The 15,067-nt window shown below is 30.9% G+C and carries 15 protein-coding genes and 2 tRNA genes; 1 reads left to right on the top strand and 16 read right to left on the bottom strand.

The features are described from left to right. Window positions 1–120: 120 nt before the first annotated feature. The 15 genes from N4A57_RS11780 to N4A57_RS11710 form a co-directional block, all read right to left on the bottom strand. Window positions 121–831, bottom strand: coding sequence for a PHP domain-containing protein (locus tag N4A57_RS11780; protein ID WP_293658192.1), 711 nt, complete (start codon window positions 829–831; stop codon window positions 121–123). Next, entirely contained in the window at window positions 832–1,170 is a 339-nt protein-coding gene (locus tag N4A57_RS11775; RefSeq protein ID WP_293658191.1) for an AraC family transcriptional regulator, read from the bottom strand. 36 nt (window positions 1,171–1,206) lie between these two features. After that, window positions 1,207–1,638, bottom strand: coding sequence for an ATP-binding protein (locus N4A57_RS11770; protein WP_293658190.1), 432 nt, complete (start codon window positions 1,636–1,638; stop codon window positions 1,207–1,209). Continuing rightward, window positions 1,635–2,012 carry a DRTGG domain-containing protein gene (locus N4A57_RS11765; RefSeq protein WP_330671510.1) on the bottom strand — a complete coding sequence of 126 codons (378 nt, stop codon included), beginning with the start codon at window positions 2,010–2,012 and terminating at the stop codon, window positions 1,635–1,637. The genes N4A57_RS11770 and N4A57_RS11765 overlap by 4 nt, the downstream gene beginning before the upstream one ends. Before the next feature lie 16 nt (window positions 2,013–2,028). Beyond that, window positions 2,029–2,883 (bottom strand): SPOR domain-containing protein, encoded by an 855-nt coding sequence (locus N4A57_RS11760; protein WP_293658189.1) that lies wholly within the window; start codon window positions 2,881–2,883, stop codon window positions 2,029–2,031. Window positions 2,884–3,046: 163 nt separating this feature from the next. Continuing rightward, the gene (locus N4A57_RS11755; protein WP_293658188.1) at window positions 3,047–4,114 is read right to left on the bottom strand and encodes a C40 family peptidase; all 1,068 of its coding nucleotides are present in this window, start codon (window positions 4,112–4,114) and stop codon (window positions 3,047–3,049) included. A 109-nt stretch (window positions 4,115–4,223) separates the two neighbouring features. Then, window positions 4,224–4,309 (bottom strand) — tRNA-Leu (locus tag N4A57_RS11750). Window positions 4,310–4,460: 151 nt separating this feature from the next. Then, a complete protein-coding gene (locus N4A57_RS11745) occupies window positions 4,461–6,014 on the bottom strand; it encodes an ABC transporter substrate-binding protein (RefSeq protein ID WP_293658187.1) in 1,554 nt (517 codons plus the stop codon). 21 nt (window positions 6,015–6,035) lie between these two features. Next, window positions 6,036–7,067 carry a nicotinate phosphoribosyltransferase gene (locus tag N4A57_RS11740; RefSeq protein ID WP_293658186.1) on the bottom strand — a complete coding sequence of 344 codons (1,032 nt, stop codon included), beginning with the start codon at window positions 7,065–7,067 and terminating at the stop codon, window positions 6,036–6,038. A gap of 506 nt (window positions 7,068–7,573) precedes the next feature. Further along, entirely contained in the window at window positions 7,574–8,149 is a 576-nt protein-coding gene (locus N4A57_RS11735) for a lytic transglycosylase domain-containing protein (RefSeq protein ID WP_293658185.1), read from the bottom strand. Further along, window positions 8,146–8,775, bottom strand: coding sequence for a dephospho-CoA kinase (coaE, locus tag N4A57_RS11730; protein WP_293658184.1), 630 nt, complete (start codon window positions 8,773–8,775; stop codon window positions 8,146–8,148). The genes N4A57_RS11735 and coaE overlap by 4 nt, the downstream gene beginning before the upstream one ends. Continuing rightward, complete coding sequence (gene polA, locus N4A57_RS11725) at window positions 8,762–11,416, bottom strand: DNA polymerase I (protein ID WP_293658183.1); 2,655 nt, start codon at window positions 11,414–11,416, stop codon at window positions 8,762–8,764. Before polA ends, coaE begins: the two co-directional genes overlap by 14 nt. A 140-nt stretch (window positions 11,417–11,556) precedes the next feature. Further along, window positions 11,557–12,798 carry a DUF4349 domain-containing protein gene (locus tag N4A57_RS11720; RefSeq protein WP_293658182.1) on the bottom strand — a complete coding sequence of 414 codons (1,242 nt, stop codon included), beginning with the start codon at window positions 12,796–12,798 and terminating at the stop codon, window positions 11,557–11,559. Between the two features lie 22 nt (window positions 12,799–12,820). Continuing rightward, a complete protein-coding gene (locus N4A57_RS11715; RefSeq protein WP_330671509.1) occupies window positions 12,821–13,414 on the bottom strand; it encodes a sigma-70 family RNA polymerase sigma factor in 594 nt (197 codons plus the stop codon). 213 nt (window positions 13,415–13,627) lie between these two features. Beyond that, complete coding sequence (locus tag N4A57_RS11710) at window positions 13,628–14,569, bottom strand: metal-dependent hydrolase (protein ID WP_293658181.1); 942 nt, start codon at window positions 14,567–14,569, stop codon at window positions 13,628–13,630. A 134-nt stretch (window positions 14,570–14,703) separates the two neighbouring features. On the opposite strand from N4A57_RS11710, the gene N4A57_RS11705 reads away from it, so the two are divergent. Next, window positions 14,704–14,790: transfer RNA gene (locus tag N4A57_RS11705), tRNA-Leu, on the top strand. Window positions 14,791–14,969: 179 nt separating this feature from the next. On the opposite strand, the gene N4A57_RS11700 is transcribed toward N4A57_RS11705, so the two are convergent. Further along, on the bottom strand, window positions 14,970–15,067 hold a 98-nt coding region (locus tag N4A57_RS11700; RefSeq protein ID WP_293656181.1), incomplete at its 5' end, for an IS3 family transposase.

Genomic DNA, 15,067 nt, shown 5'->3' with positions numbered 1-15,067 from the left:
ACTAGTCAGTTCTCTGAGGTATTTGGATTATTTTCAAGGCATGGTGAGCGAGCATATTAAACATATGTAAGCGATTCCATAACGAAGAAAATAATTCAAATAACCAGTGAAATGACTAATTTATTTTTTGAATATGCCTAATATGGACTTAATGCTTTTTTCCTCAACCTCTAGAAAATTCTCTTTCTCTAAGATGTCTCCCAAAAAATGTGCGTCGGAATTCTTTATAAAATTATACTTACTTAAATATTTATGTTTCTTTAAAAAAGAATTCTTATCACATTTCCTTGAAATTTCTAATGTCTTTATATCCATATCTGTTGGGATAAAACCCAAGTTTGCAATAATACTAAAGGCCCTTTTGTCCACATGGGCAGGAATCATAACCCCATTTAGTTTTTCAATTATTTTATATGCTTCATTACAACTCATACTTACTGAATTGATTAAAAGCCTTTCATTTTCCCCTATAATATTATCATCCCTATCATATATCCACTGATTACCGAAAAACTTAGGGTCATTTTTCCTATTTGGCAATTTATCATATACTATATCTTTAAAATTATGGGCATCTTTAATATATTCAAAGAGACACACAAAGTGGGCCTCTTCCTTTGTTTGCAATTCCATACCTGGTATTACTAACAATCCCTTTTCTTTCCCTAGGGTCATACAGACTTCACAATTTTCCGTGGCATTGTGGTCTGTTATGGCTATGGCATCTAATCCCTTTAGTAAACTCATATTTATAATATTATTAGGTGTCATATTTTCACTTGAGCAGGGAGACAAACTAGTGTGTATATGTAAATCAACAAATATTTCCATTTACTTTATTCCCAATTCATACAATTTTTTGAATATTTCATATGCAGGAAGACTTGTACTCAAAATGGATATATTTTCTTCATTAGCCTTTTTTATAGTTTCTTCTTCAACTTCTATATTCTCCGGAACAATTATGCAGCTAAGTTCTAGTAAGCTTGCAACGGCAATTATATTCATATGGGTCTGAACAGTTATCCATACATTATTAATTTTTCCATTTGACATTACCCAACTAAGCAAATCACAGCAATATACACCTTCAATAATCTTGTTTGCCGTCTCTTTATTAGTTATGAGCTTAAACATCTCATCCTTAATTAATTCCTTGACCTTCATCATTTAAACCTCCTTCTAATCCATGTTTTTACCACTATTTCAAAGTAATATCTCCATATCTAATTTAGTATATTCTCCTTCTTTACTATCTATTTTTAAATTATCTACACACCTTTTAATATTAGGAAGGCCCATACCTGCTCCAAACCCCAGTTCCCTTACCTTGTTAGATGCAGTAGAGTACCCTTCTTCCATGGCTAAACCTACATCTTTAATCCCTGGTCCCCTGTCATGAGCTCCTATTTTTATTTTATCTTCACTGATGGAAAATATTATTTTTCCACCATTAGAATGTATTACTATATTCATTTCTGCCTCATAGGTTGCTATGGCAGTTTTCCGTATTTTAGTAGAATCAATTCCCAGTTGTCTTAAAATTTTTTTGATATTGCTAGATGCTTCTCCTGCTCTTGCAAAATCATTTTTTACAATATCATATTCTTGACTTATTATCATGTGGTTTTCTTTCATATATTTTGTTCTTCCTCTCTTCTTGGCACTCCTTTTAGACCCTTTTCATACAATATGCCACAGGCAGTATATAGTATATGCTTTGTACTTAATAATATCATATTATTATTTTTAGCTAAATCAACCACCTCTTTAGTGGGTTTTTTACCTCTTACAAAGATTATTACACTTATATCCATCATTTCTGCCGTTCTTATTACTTGATTATTAGTAAGACCTGTTAGCAATAAGGTTTTATCCGTGTCAAAGGCCAATACATCGCTCATTAGATCACAACCAAAGGCCTTATAAACTTCCCTGTCTAAATCCTCTTTCCCCAAATAGCATTGGCAATCTAACATTTCTAGTATTTCCTGCACCTTCACCTTTATCATACCTCCTATTTCTTCATTAGTTATTTGTATGAAGTTTAGAGTATTTATCTAAAAATTCTATCATCCCTGTTTCCACATTAACTGAGCTAATTTCATTAGATAAGCCTTTTATTAATTCTCCCACCATACTTGTGTATTCTTCTTTAAATTCCTTTCCCCTGTTATTTATGTTTATATCCTTTAATTCCTTTTCTAATCCCTTTATTTCTTTTATATTCTTCTCTATTTCACTACTACTTATTTCAACTTGTTTTTCTTTAGATTGGATTATATATTTTTCTATCTTTTCCATTTCTTCAAATATCTTTTCATTTACTTGGTTTAATTTTGTAACATATTCTTTATCATTATTTTCAACCATTATATCTTTCTCTTTTATGTATTGTTCAAAGACAAAGGCTTCTTTGAAGTGTTCTTTAACCAAAGGTATGGCCTTTTGTATAGTTTCTCTCTCAAATCCAAATCCTACTATAACTTTATAATTATTCCTTTCTACAATTCTTCCTATAATATTCTTCTCTTTTAATTCCTTTAGTTGAATTTTAGCATTGTCTAAGCTAGTAAAGCTCCCTATTTGAATCCCATATATGGTAATCCCCTTCATTGTGTATTTCATTTCCTTTGACTGACTTGGTGATTTTTCCACTTTTCTTGTTTCATCTGTATTCTCTACCTTTTTCTCTTGTGTATCATCCACTACCACTTCTTTATTAATATCCTCTTCATACATTATGGCTGGAAGTATTACATATCGGGAAGCATAAAACCCTCCATATATGGCTATAGCAGGAAGAAGTATGCAAAATATCAATAGAAATAAAAATTTTTTATACTTACTTTCTTTTCTAAAACCTCTCCTATTTCTTCTCATTTAAATGCCCCCTTTTATCTTTATATCATTTAATCTCTATGGAAGAAATTCTTTGCCTTTATATATTAGTATATTATGAACTAGTCCCACTTTAGAATGTTTTTATGAAAAAACTCTACTTAATTATATAAGTAGAGTTAAAATGAACTTGTGTAAGGAAAATTTATAACACTCGCCTTGCCTTCACATATCTTCTTTTGTAAGATCCTTTATTTAAATTAGATACTATTACTTTCATGGCTGTCTTTCCAGAGGAACAATGTATAAAGTCCCCACCGCCTAAATATATACCTACGTGATTTATTGTACCTGAACCACCTTTAAAAAATACTAAATCTCCAGGAAGTAATTGTCCCTTTGATACAGGTGTTCCTACAGTAGCCTGGGATCTAGATACTCTAGGTAATTTAATACCTACTTGCTTGTACACATAGGCGGTAAAACCAGAACAATCAAATGTATTAGGCCCTGTGGCTCCCCATACATATCTTTTTCCCCTTTTACTTTTAGCTACATTAATCACATTTAAAGCTCTGCTGCTTGTCCCTCCTCTAGAGGTAGCTGTTTTGCTAACAACGTCAATTAATCCCTTGTGAATCCATCCTTCACTTCCATTGGCAAGTACTATATTATACCAATCATTTTCATATCCTTTAATTAATACTTCCTGAGAGCTTACCTTCTTAATTACATTAGCCTCTTTATTAGAATTTTGTCTAATGTTAACATTCTCCCCTTTTATAAAACCTTTAGGGTAATTAGGTTGTACTTTCACGTATTCTTTATTTAACCAACCTTGTGTCTTATCCAACTCTACCTTTAACCATTCTTCTTTCGATTCTAAAATCAAAACCTTAGTGTTTTTTTTGATGGTTTTTATAATAGGTCCATTTGTACTTGGTTCTTGTCTAAAGTTAACATTAGATGTGGCCAAACCATTTTTATACTTATCACCTAAACTCTCCACAACTATATAATCACCAAATATCCATCCTGTCTTATCATTTGTTTGAACTTTATACCAATCCTTATTATTTTCTAAAACATCCACATAAGAGCCTAATTTTATTGTACTTACAACTTGAGAATTCAAATCTGTAGCACTTCTTATATTTACATTATCTCCTATGATTATACCTTTATCTAATCCTTCCACAGTAACGGGTACTAAAACAATAGATGCTGCAACAAAGGTTACTATGGCCTTTTTACACTTTTTTAATATATACACTTATTTTGTCCTCCTAACAGTTTATCAACTGATTCATTTTCACAAAAAAGCATCCTTCTCTTTTATTACAACTTAGACTACTCTAAAAGAGTAGTCCATATTCAATTTTTGGTGCGGATGGCGGGATTTGAACCCGCACGCCCTACGAGCACTGCCCCCTCAAGACAGCGTGTCTGCCTGTTCCACCACATCCGCATATTAAATTTTATTCCATTTTCATTATATAATTTTTAATTTTTCATGTCAATATATTAACTATTGAAATATAATTTACACCACATTAATTTATAATAAGATATATAGGAGTTTTCCTATATATCTTATTATTTATATTTCCTATAGGATACTAATGCTGTATATGCCAACTGTTAATATTGTTGTATATGTTAAATAAATTTGGAAATACACTGCCCTTTACCTTTTTGGAGCTAATTATAGCTTTATTTCTTATAAAAAGGCTCACATAAGACATATCATTCATATATATATCTGTTATTTCTTTTTTTATAACTTCACGGTCAAGGTCATTTGCCACACTAGGTAACCTACTTATAAGTAAATTTAAATCTTCATTCTTATAAGAGAAAAATGGATTTTGGTTAGAGTTTAAAAGAAATTCAGTACTTAAACTTTCTTTTAAATCTACTCCCATTAAAACCATATCATATTTTGACCTTTCTATTCTTTTCATGTATTCATCCCAATTAACCACTTGAATATTAAGATCAATACCTAGTTGTGCCAGATCCTCTACTATATATTTTGCAGATTTCACTCTTTCTTCACTATCATTAACCAATAAATTTAACTTTATTCTATCATTAGTATCCATATTAGATAAATACTTAAAGGCCTCCACCCTATCCTTAGGATCCTTCTTATTATTTCCCAGGTCATAATTTATAAATGGATAGTTAAGAACGGTTCCATGACCTAAATATATGTCATCAATTATTTTACTTCTATCAATGGCATAGTAAATTGCCTTTCTTAAATTCACGTCCTTTAATTTCTCATTATTTAAATTTATATTAATGAATTCAAGCTCTAGAGTAGAAAATTCATGAATAATAAGATTCTCATCTTCCTTATATTTATCCCAATCATAATAATCAGCTTCTACCACATGTACTTCACCTGATTGAAGCAATGACAATGCAGCCGACTCTGTGGGCACATATATTCCTTCTATAAAATCAATATAAGGTTTTCCATTCCAATAATCTTCCCTAGCCTTAAGTAATATTTTCTTACGTTTTTCATAAGATTGAACTTCATAAGGCCCCGTTCCTACTGGAATTATGTCCATACTAGCATATACATTTCCTATAGTATTAAATTTATGTTTAGGTATTATTGGAAAGATTAATTTCCTTTCATACTCATAATCAGGCTTATTTAATTTAATCTCTACAGAATAAGCTCCTCTAGTATTTATACTTTTAATATTTTCGACTAAATAGGTATAGGTTGACATTTCATTTCCATATATGTTTTTCTTAAGTGCATCCACTGTAAATTTCACATCATACGAATTAAAGTCATATCCATCTTGCCATTTTATATTATTTTTCAAAGTCACTACAATAGTAGTATCATCTATATAATCAATATCCTCTGCTAACAATGGATTTATTTTCAAACCTTCGTCTATTTCAAATAAACTCTCATATATTAATTTGTTAAAATAATACATGGATCTGCTATTATCTAACAAGGGATTTAGAGTTTTATATTGTACTACTGGAATTTTTAATGTTCCACCATATTTTGAAGTGACTTTTTCCTCTTCTACAATCTTTGTTTCTTCCTTTTCAACTTCCTTTTCTTCACATCCTTGAAATAAGCAAAGACTAATTATAAATATTATTAGAAATATACTCTTATTAAACTTAGGCATTAATATACCTCCAAAATCTAATTAAAAGATCCTTTTTAACTTGTCATTTTCTATGATTCCAGGAATTCTTCCTCTTTTTGCCACAGGTTGTCCATTTACTTCTTTTATATCCATAGTCATGTCTATGGCTGAAGCACCAGATATATAGCTTCCTACTCCAAAGGAATCTGCACCTGCTTCTGATAATAACTTGATTTTATCTGGCTTTAATCCACCTGATACAAATATTTTAACATTTTCAAATCCATTTATATCTAATTTCGATCTAACTTCCCTTACTAAATTAGGAGTAACCCCTCCCCTTTCACTAGGAGTATCCAATCTTATGGCATATAATTTATCCCCAAGTTCTTTGGCTATTCTTATACTCTCTTCTACTTCATCCTTAAAAGTATCTACTAGTACAATTCTTTTATGATCCTCTGGTGATACTTCATTATATGCTTTTGCCACGTCTAATGTATCTCCTCCTATCAACATGGCTGCATGGGGTAATGTTCCCGTAGGATTTATTCCTATCATACTTCCTGCTAACACACAACTTACTCCATTAGCTCCACCTATTACAGCCGCCCTTTCCATTACTGGAGCCACAGCAGGATGAACATGTCTAGCACCAAAACATAAAAATGACTTTCCACCACAAGCTTCCTTCACTTCCCTAGATGCACTAGCCCAACCACTAGCACTAGCTAAACTTCCAAGCATGGCTGTTTCAAATACTCCAAACTCACTATATGGTCCCTTGATTCTAATTAGGGTTTCCTTAGGTTCAAAAGACTCCCCTTCATCTACAGCCCATACTTCAATATCCTTTCCCTTTAACATGGCCTTTACTTCTTCTATACCTGCAAATATACCAGGTTTTCTAGCAAATATTTCTGCTGTAACTATGGAATTTTCCAATTTCATACTTCCTAATATATCAAGGGTTCTCAAAAAATATACATCCGTAGTAAGGCCTTTTAATATATCATCATGAGTTGCCGAATGAATTTCTCTATCTATATTACTTATTCCTTCAATGTCCTTTAAGCTCTTTACCTGTTTCATATGCCTCTTTCCTTTCTACTTTTTCATAAATGCATCTACTATGCCGATTAAACACTATGGGATTCCTGACCCTATAAGAGGACCAATTGGATAACCTTTAAAAACAACGATTCCTAATATGGATAATACTCAAAGTACTAATAAGGACAAATTTCCTATGTATGGTTGACTTATAACTGTTCTCCTATCCTTATTCGTTCAAAGGTAACATATTAATTATAAATTACTTACCAATTTAATTCAATATGGTAAGCTAATAGAATTGAATTTATTGTATAATTATTAAGGCATATGAAAAAAATAAACTAGTCAGTTCTCTGAGGAATTTGGATCATTTTCAAGGCATGGTAAGCGAGCATATTAAACATATGTAAGCGATTCCATAACGAGGAAAATAATTCAAATAGCCAGTGAAATGGCTATTTTATTTTTTGAATATGCCTAAGTTAGCCAAAAGAATTTTGTCATTTTTCACCTTTTGGCCAACTTAATATTAAATCTATCTATTATGTATTCTTTTCATATATTATTTTGTATACCTTATATCCTGTTAAAACTTTCACCGTATATTTCCTAGTTTCTTCAAAGGGTATTTGTACTAACTCTCCATTTTGTGAGTAGGTGTTATCACTTAGCCACTTTTTTACATTTCCACTACCTGCATTATATGCAGCTATAATATTTCTAAGGTTTCCATCAAACTCCTTTTTCAAAGTGCTTAAATACCAACATCCCATTCTAATGTTTGTTTCTGGTACATAAAGCATATCTTCATTATAATTCTCTATTTTTAATACATCTGCAGCCCATCTACCTGTTATGGGTGCTATTTGCATAAGGCCCTTAGCATCCTTTTTTGAGGTGGCCTCTTCTTTAAATTTACTTTCAGCCTTTATTATTGAAAAAACTAAATAGGGATCCAAATCGTATTCATAAGCATATTTATATACAATTTCATTATAGTCCGTTGGATATATTACCTTTAGAACCCAGTTTATACTCATAAGGCTACTAGTGGCAATAATAATTACAGTGGCTACGAGAATTAAGATTTTATGTTTTCTCAAGTCAATTAAAATCAATTTAAACCTCCCATAAGATTTTTAAGTATGTACTCCACCTGCTTTTCTAACTGGGATATATTATTATTATTGTCAATGATTATATGGGCATATTCTTTCTTTTCTTCTAAACTCATTTGAGATTTTATTCTTTTTATGGCTTCCTCCCTAGACAAATGATTTCTCTTCATTAACCTATCTGTTTGAACCTGCTCATCTACCATAACTAGCCAAACTTCATCTACCAAATCTGTCATTTTGGCCTCTAGTAAAAGGGGCGCATCTACTATAATTAGTTTATTTTTCCCTTTTAGTTCTTCTATTTTCCCTACTATTTCTTCCCTTATTTTTTTATGGGTTATTTCATTTAGTTTCTCTAATTTACATTTGTCAGAAAAAACTATACTCCCAAGTTTCTCTCGATTTAAAGTGCCATCTTCCCTTAGTATATGTTCACCAAAGACTTTAGCAATCTCATAAAGAGTAGAACTTCCTGGCTCTACAATCTGCCTACTTATTAAATCCGCATCAATTATAGGTATATTTTCCTTCTTTAATATATTAGATACTGTACTTTTTCCTGATGCAATACCTCCCGTTAATCCAACTACTTTAGTCATCCTGCCATCATCCTTACTTAGTTTCATACCAGCTTACACCTTCATTCATATCTATATCTAGTGGTACTTGTAGGCTAACTGCATTTTCCATTTCTTCTTTCAATATATTTTTAACCATATCCATTTCATCCTTATGTACCTCTATTATCAACTCATCATGTACCTGAAGTATTAATCTGGATTTTAAATTATTTTCTTTTAGTCTCTCATATACTTTTACCATGGCTATTTTAATAATGTCTGCTGCAGTCCCTTGTATAGGCGTATTCATGGCAGTTCTTTCTCCAAATGATCTTAAGTTGAAGTTTTTAGCTTTAAGCTCTGGTATATATCTTCTTCTATTTAAAAGGGTTGTAACATATCCATGTTCTTTCCCTTCTTTCACTATGTTTTCCATATATTCCTTAACACCATGGTATTTATTTAGATATTCATCTATGTATTTTTTAGCTTCCTTCTTAGTTATATGTAAGTTTTCAGAAAGTCCATAATCACTTATGCCATATACTATTCCAAAGTTTACAGCCTTAGCCTTACTTCTTTGTATGGAAGTAACACTATCCATAGGTACATCAAATACTTTAGATGCTGTTGTCTTATGAATATCTTGCCCTTTTCTGAAAGCCTCAATCAGATTTTCATCATCACATATGTGGGCTAATACCCTTAATTCTATTTGGGAATAATCCGCATCTAATAAAGTATATTCATCACTAGTAGGTACAAATACCTTTCTTATGTTTCTTCCCATTTCCAATTTTATAGGTATATTTTGTAAATTAGGTTCTGTACTACTTATTCTTCCCGTTGCCGTTACCATTTGATTGAAACTTGAGTGTATTTTTCCAGTTTTTTCACTTATAACAGACTCTAGACCATCTACGTATGTGGATTTTAATTTTACCAATTGTCTATACTCTATAATCCTAGGTATTATGTCATGTTTATCATATAGTTTTTCTAATACCTCCGCATTAGTTGAATATCCTGTTTTAGTCTTCTTCACCGGTGGAAGATCTAATTTATCAAATAATATAACTCCTAATTGTTTTGTAGAATTAATATTAAATTCTTCATCTGCATATGCATATATTTGAGCAGTCAAACTAATTATTTTCTCATCTAGTTCTTTTCCAATTTCCTTTAATTTTTCCCTATCCACTTTAAAACCTATATATTCCATACTACCTAGTACCTTAATAAGAGGAAGTTCCACATCCATGTATAACTCATACAAATCGTCTTCTTTCATTCTTTCCTCTATAGGTCCACCTAACTTAGATACAGCAGTAACTAAATTTCCTCCATAAGACATTAGCTTTTCTTCCTCTAGCTGAGAGTAGTTTAACTTACCCTTTCCTTTTCCTAATAATTCTTCTTCATTTTCTATGTATTCATCTAAAAATTCATCATATATATTGCTTATATGATAATCCTTTTTAGATGGATCTATTAAATATGCTCCTAGCTTCACATCCATAAGGATACCATCAAGTTTAATATCATATTCTTTTAAACTAATCATATCTTGCTTTATCTCATATCCTATTTTTTTAATATGATTATCCTCAAGGACTTTTTTTAACTCTTCTAAAAGATTATCATCCTTAATAAAATATATCTCATTTTGGACTAAAATAAAGGTACCTATTATTTTTTCATCCCTAATATTATTGTGATCACTAAATATTTTTAATACGAACTCTTTATTTTCAATTATCTTTTCATTTAAGGACTTTGCCTTTTCTATAGAATCTATAATATTAACTTCTTTATCAGACTCCACATGTTCTTTCTTTTCCTTTTTAATGTGAAAATCCTTTAATAATTTTTTGAACTCTAATTTATTAAATAATTCTATAACCCTTTCCCTATTAGGCTCTTCCCTTTTGAGTTCATCTAAGGAAACTTCCACAGGAACGTCTACTATGATAGTAGCTAATCTCTTACTAAGAATAGCCTGTTCTGCATTTTCCGTAAGTTTTTCCTTCATCTTCTTTGTAAGACCTTCTAAGTTACCAAGGAGATTTTCTATACTCTTATGCTCCTTAATAAGCTTTATGGCAGTTTTTTCACCTATTCCAGGTACACCTGGTATATTATCTGATTTGTCTCCCATAAGGCCCTTTACATCTATAAATTCAGTAGGAGTTACTCCATACTTATCTAATACTTCATCATATCCATATTCTTCTAAGGTACTTATACCTTTTTTTGTTATTAATACTTTAGTCTTATCTGAAGCCAATTGAAGGGCATCCTTATCTCCAGTAATGATTATTGGTGATACATCTTTATTTTCACAAAACTTAGCCAATGTACCAATCAAATCGTCTGCCTCAAAGCCTTCAAGTTCTACCCTATGTATATTAAATGCGTCTAACACTTCCTTTAATACGGGCATTTGTTCAGCCAATTCCTCTGGCATCTTCTTTCTTCCCGCCTTATACTCTTTAAACTCATTATGCCTAAAAGTAGGCTTTTTCATGTCAAAGGCAACAGTAATATAGTCAGGATTATAGTCCTTATATATTTTATTTAATATATTTACAAATCCATATATGGCATTAGTGTGTAACCCCTCTTTATTTGCCATATGAATAGGGAGTGCATAAAAAGTTCTATTTATTAAACTATTCCCGTCTATAATAACTATTTTTTTATTCAAAATATCCTCTCCTTAAGCTGTTGTATATAAAATATCTCACTATATTAATAATTAACATAATATAATAAACATATTCTAATTACTTCTTCAAAGTCCTTTATTTAATTTCCATGCAAAAAAATGATAATGGTTAACCATTATCATTTTTTAAACCTTCTGTATAATAAATATACACCACCAACTATAGTTCCTACAAGGATTAAGTTAGGAATATTTGAAATTACTTTCACTAAAAGGTATTCTATCTTATTTACAATATTATTTATACTGCCTATGAACCCTTCCTTTGCCCTTTGCCATAGGGTCTTATCTATGGGCTCTATCTTGTTTTCCTTATTCTTCATTTCCCTTACTTCTAAAGTTATGGTAGAATACGCAACTCCATTATCCCAATTTTTAATAGTTCCCTCTAAAGAGTCAATTTCCATCCTAACCCTATTTAGTTCCCTCTCTATTTGTAAAATATCTTCAACCTTTGTGGCCTTTTCCATTATACTTCTTAATCTTTCTTCTTGAACCTTTTTATTTTTAATCTTATTTTCCGTATCATAATACTGATTCGTCACATTTTGAGCATTAGATTCAATATTATTTACCTTACCAAGATTCTTTGTAAACTCTATCATTTCCTCACTATTTGCCTTTGGAATCCTTATGGTAAAGTTTCCTGCCTTTAAATTATCATGAATATCATATATATTACTAAATTCCATATACCCCATTAATTCCTTAGTTTTATTATTAATATTATCATAGACCCCATTAAAATCCGATACGGATATACTCATATAGGTATTTTTAATTATTTTTTGATTTTCTATGGCAACTGGATTAACTCTAGATTGTCCTTCGTGAAGGACACCATAGCTTTTATCATCCATGCCTCTTTCTTTTACCTTCATCTCAGTCTTTGCCATTTCTGGCTCTCCTGCCATCATTAGATTAGGTGCTGATTGGGCCCTATCCATACTCATCTCTGGGACTGACTCAATAGACTCTTCCATCATTTCCCCTTTATCTAGGCTTCCCATATTAGCCATTGAACCTAATAATACTATAAAGAGAGCTGCCACAGAACTATATACTTTCCATCTTCTTTTAAATCTATCTCTTAATTTAATTACTTTACTTTCTTTTACAGGTTCAAAATCCGTTTCTTCTTTAGCTTCCACAAGTTTTTCATATAATTCTTTGTGGAAGTTTTCTGGCAGTTCTATCATAGGTAATTCTTCACACATGTTAACATTAAACTGTAGTGCTTCATATAGTTCCCTACATTCACTGCAAAGATCCATATGTTTTCTAACTTCTTCATTTTGTTTTTCATCTAACATATTATCTATATAAAGAGAAATCATTTCCTCAAATTCTACACACTTCATATTACTCCTCCTTTCTATATTTTTAGACCATGTGATCTTTAAAAAGTTCCCTTTTTTCTTCTAGCAAATTCTTCAAGTTTTTCCTAGCCCTATTTATTTTGGATTTTACAGTTCCCTCAGAGCAACTAAGTATATTCGCTATTTCCTTATAGGAAAATCCATTTATATCCCTTAAAATTATGGCCGTCTTATGACTATCTCCCAAGGAATTTATACATTCATGTAGCTCCTTTTTAATCATTTGTCTCTCAAGGGTTTTTTCCGTATTATTTTTATGATCAACAAACTCCCTTTTTATTGTCCCCTCTTCTGTTTCCTTTGGATTATCATAGGAAAGGGTTTTTCTGTTTTTATTCTTTCTTAATATATCTAAGCACGTATTAGTTACTATCCTATAGAGCCAAGTGGAAAAACTACTATCACCTTTAAATTTATTAATATGCTTATAAACTTTTATAAAAGCTTCTTGAGTTGCATCACTAGCATCTGCTTCATTACCCAACATCCTATAGGCAATATTGAAAGCTCTCTTTTCATAATTCCTTATTAACAATTCAAAACTTTCCACATGACCACTTTGACATTTCTTAATCAAAGACTTTTCACTATCTAGCACACCCATTTCCTCCTTTCTTTCATTTAATATAGACGAAATATTTCTCAATTTGTTCCATATAATCTCAAAAATCGTACTTCCCCTTATTTTTACTTATCCACAGTTTTCAAAATTTATTATTTCCTGTGGCGTAAAAAAATAAAATATAGCTTATAAACTATATTTTACCTTTAACAATTATGATTATATACTTGTATATTTTTAAGTCAATTATTATTCTGCCACTTGTATATTTTTATGGATTTTATAGGGATGGAAAAATGACTTTACTATATTTTCATCCTTATCCAAAACTACAGTGGCATGATGCATAAAATTATTATTCAAATAATATCTTAAATCAGTAGATTTTAAAACCGTATATGGGCCATCTTTTTCTCTTTTTATATGATATATGGGAGTGAAATTGCTAAAATATTTACCCACATTACTTTTTTTGAATAATTCCACATCATATTCAGATTGTCTTTTAAATCTTTTCGTTTCTTCTACCTTATTTTTTATCCAATTAAATTGCCCCACTACATATTCGTCATCTGTTGTAGTAACAAATGCCCATTTATATGGAGCAATCAATGCAGGTAGCATCCTTACATCCTTCACATTATTATCCTTATAGTATCCTAAAACTTTTTTCCTAGAAGACTCTTTTGATATACCTTTAAAGATTAAATATGAACCAAATACAGCAAGAGTACTTCCATAAAAAATCCAAGTTTTATTTTTTATTATCATAAGTAGTATACATAATATACTTATAATAGGATCATACAACATGAGTATACCCTTTTGTTGCTTACTATTACCTACTGGATTTAAAAGCTTTACTCCATAGGAATTTAGCATGTCAAAGAGAGAATGGGATAATGCCCCTAGAAAAGTCCAAAAGAATAACTTTCCAAAGGATACGGCAAAGAACAACTTTAATGCTCCAGCTATGATAGCAGATAAAACTCCTAATCCTGGTATAGTATGTGTCATTCCCCTATGGTGTTTTAAATATAAATAATCATCTTTTATTTTTGCCACTATATCAATATCAGGTATAACAGACCCTATTACGCATCCAATTACTAATGGATTAGTTATATCCATTGTATTTTGAGCAAAAGAGCCTATACCCAACCCTATTATGGCATGAGTTAATGGATCCATTATCATTCCCCTTTCATTATTTTCAAAATTATCATACACTATATTAGTTTACCATAATTACTAATAAGTATCAAATTTCAAAAGATGCCACTTGAATCTTTTTCCTTTTTATGTTATACTACGTTAGTAGACAGGCCGAAATGGTGGAATTGGCAGACGCGATGGACTCAAAATCCATTGAGGGCAACTTCGTGAGGGTTCGAGTCCCTCTTTCGGCACCATTGAAAATGCTAGGGTTGAGTACCCTAGCTTATTTTATTTTCATAAAATTTTGTGCTATTCTTCTACCCTTTTTTCTACCCTCTTGAAACCTTATGGACTGGAACTTTTTATTTATTTAAATAAAAAAAGAACCTTATCTAAAATGGTACCTTTGTCAAGGACAATCTAAAAAAAGAGATTAAGATGCTAAAAGATGATTTCTGTATTGTACAGGAGTCATCTTTTTTAAATTCCATTGATATCTATAATTATTATAATATTTTATATAATTATTTA

It is taken from the genome of Anaeromicrobium sp. (assembly GCF_025210435.1).
Taxonomy (GTDB): domain Bacteria; phylum Bacillota; class Clostridia; order Peptostreptococcales; family Thermotaleaceae; genus Anaeromicrobium.
This window is presented reverse-complemented; position numbering and strand designations above follow the sequence as displayed.

Excerpts from the sequence above, each read along its gene's own strand:
- N4A57_RS11780 (WP_293658192.1), bottom strand. The coding sequence starts at position 831 with ATGGAAATATTTGTTGATTTACATATACACACTAGTTTGTCTCCCTGC.
- N4A57_RS11775 (WP_293658191.1), bottom strand. The coding sequence starts at position 1,170 with ATGATGAAGGTCAAGGAATTAATTAAGGATGAGATGTTTAAGCTCATA.
- N4A57_RS11770 (WP_293658190.1), bottom strand. The coding sequence starts at position 1,638 with ATGAAAGAAAACCACATGATAATAAGTCAAGAATATGATATTGTAAAA.
- N4A57_RS11765 (WP_330671510.1), bottom strand. The coding sequence starts at position 2,012 with ATGATAAAGGTGAAGGTGCAGGAAATACTAGAAATGTTAGATTGCCAA.
- N4A57_RS11760 (WP_293658189.1), bottom strand. The coding sequence starts at position 2,883 with ATGAGAAGAAATAGGAGAGGTTTTAGAAAAGAAAGTAAGTATAAAAAA.
- N4A57_RS11745 (WP_293658187.1), bottom strand. The coding sequence starts at position 6,014 with ATGCCTAAGTTTAATAAGAGTATATTTCTAATAATATTTATAATTAGT.
- N4A57_RS11740 (WP_293658186.1), bottom strand. The coding sequence starts at position 7,067 with ATGAAACAGGTAAAGAGCTTAAAGGACATTGAAGGAATAAGTAATATA.
- coaE (WP_293658184.1), bottom strand. The coding sequence starts at position 8,775 with ATGAAACTAAGTAAGGATGATGGCAGGATGACTAAAGTAGTTGGATTA.
- N4A57_RS11720 (WP_293658182.1), bottom strand. The coding sequence starts at position 12,798 with ATGAAGTGTGTAGAATTTGAGGAAATGATTTCTCTTTATATAGATAAT.
- N4A57_RS11710 (WP_293658181.1), bottom strand. The coding sequence starts at position 14,569 with ATGGATCCATTAACTCATGCCATAATAGGGTTGGGTATAGGCTCTTTT.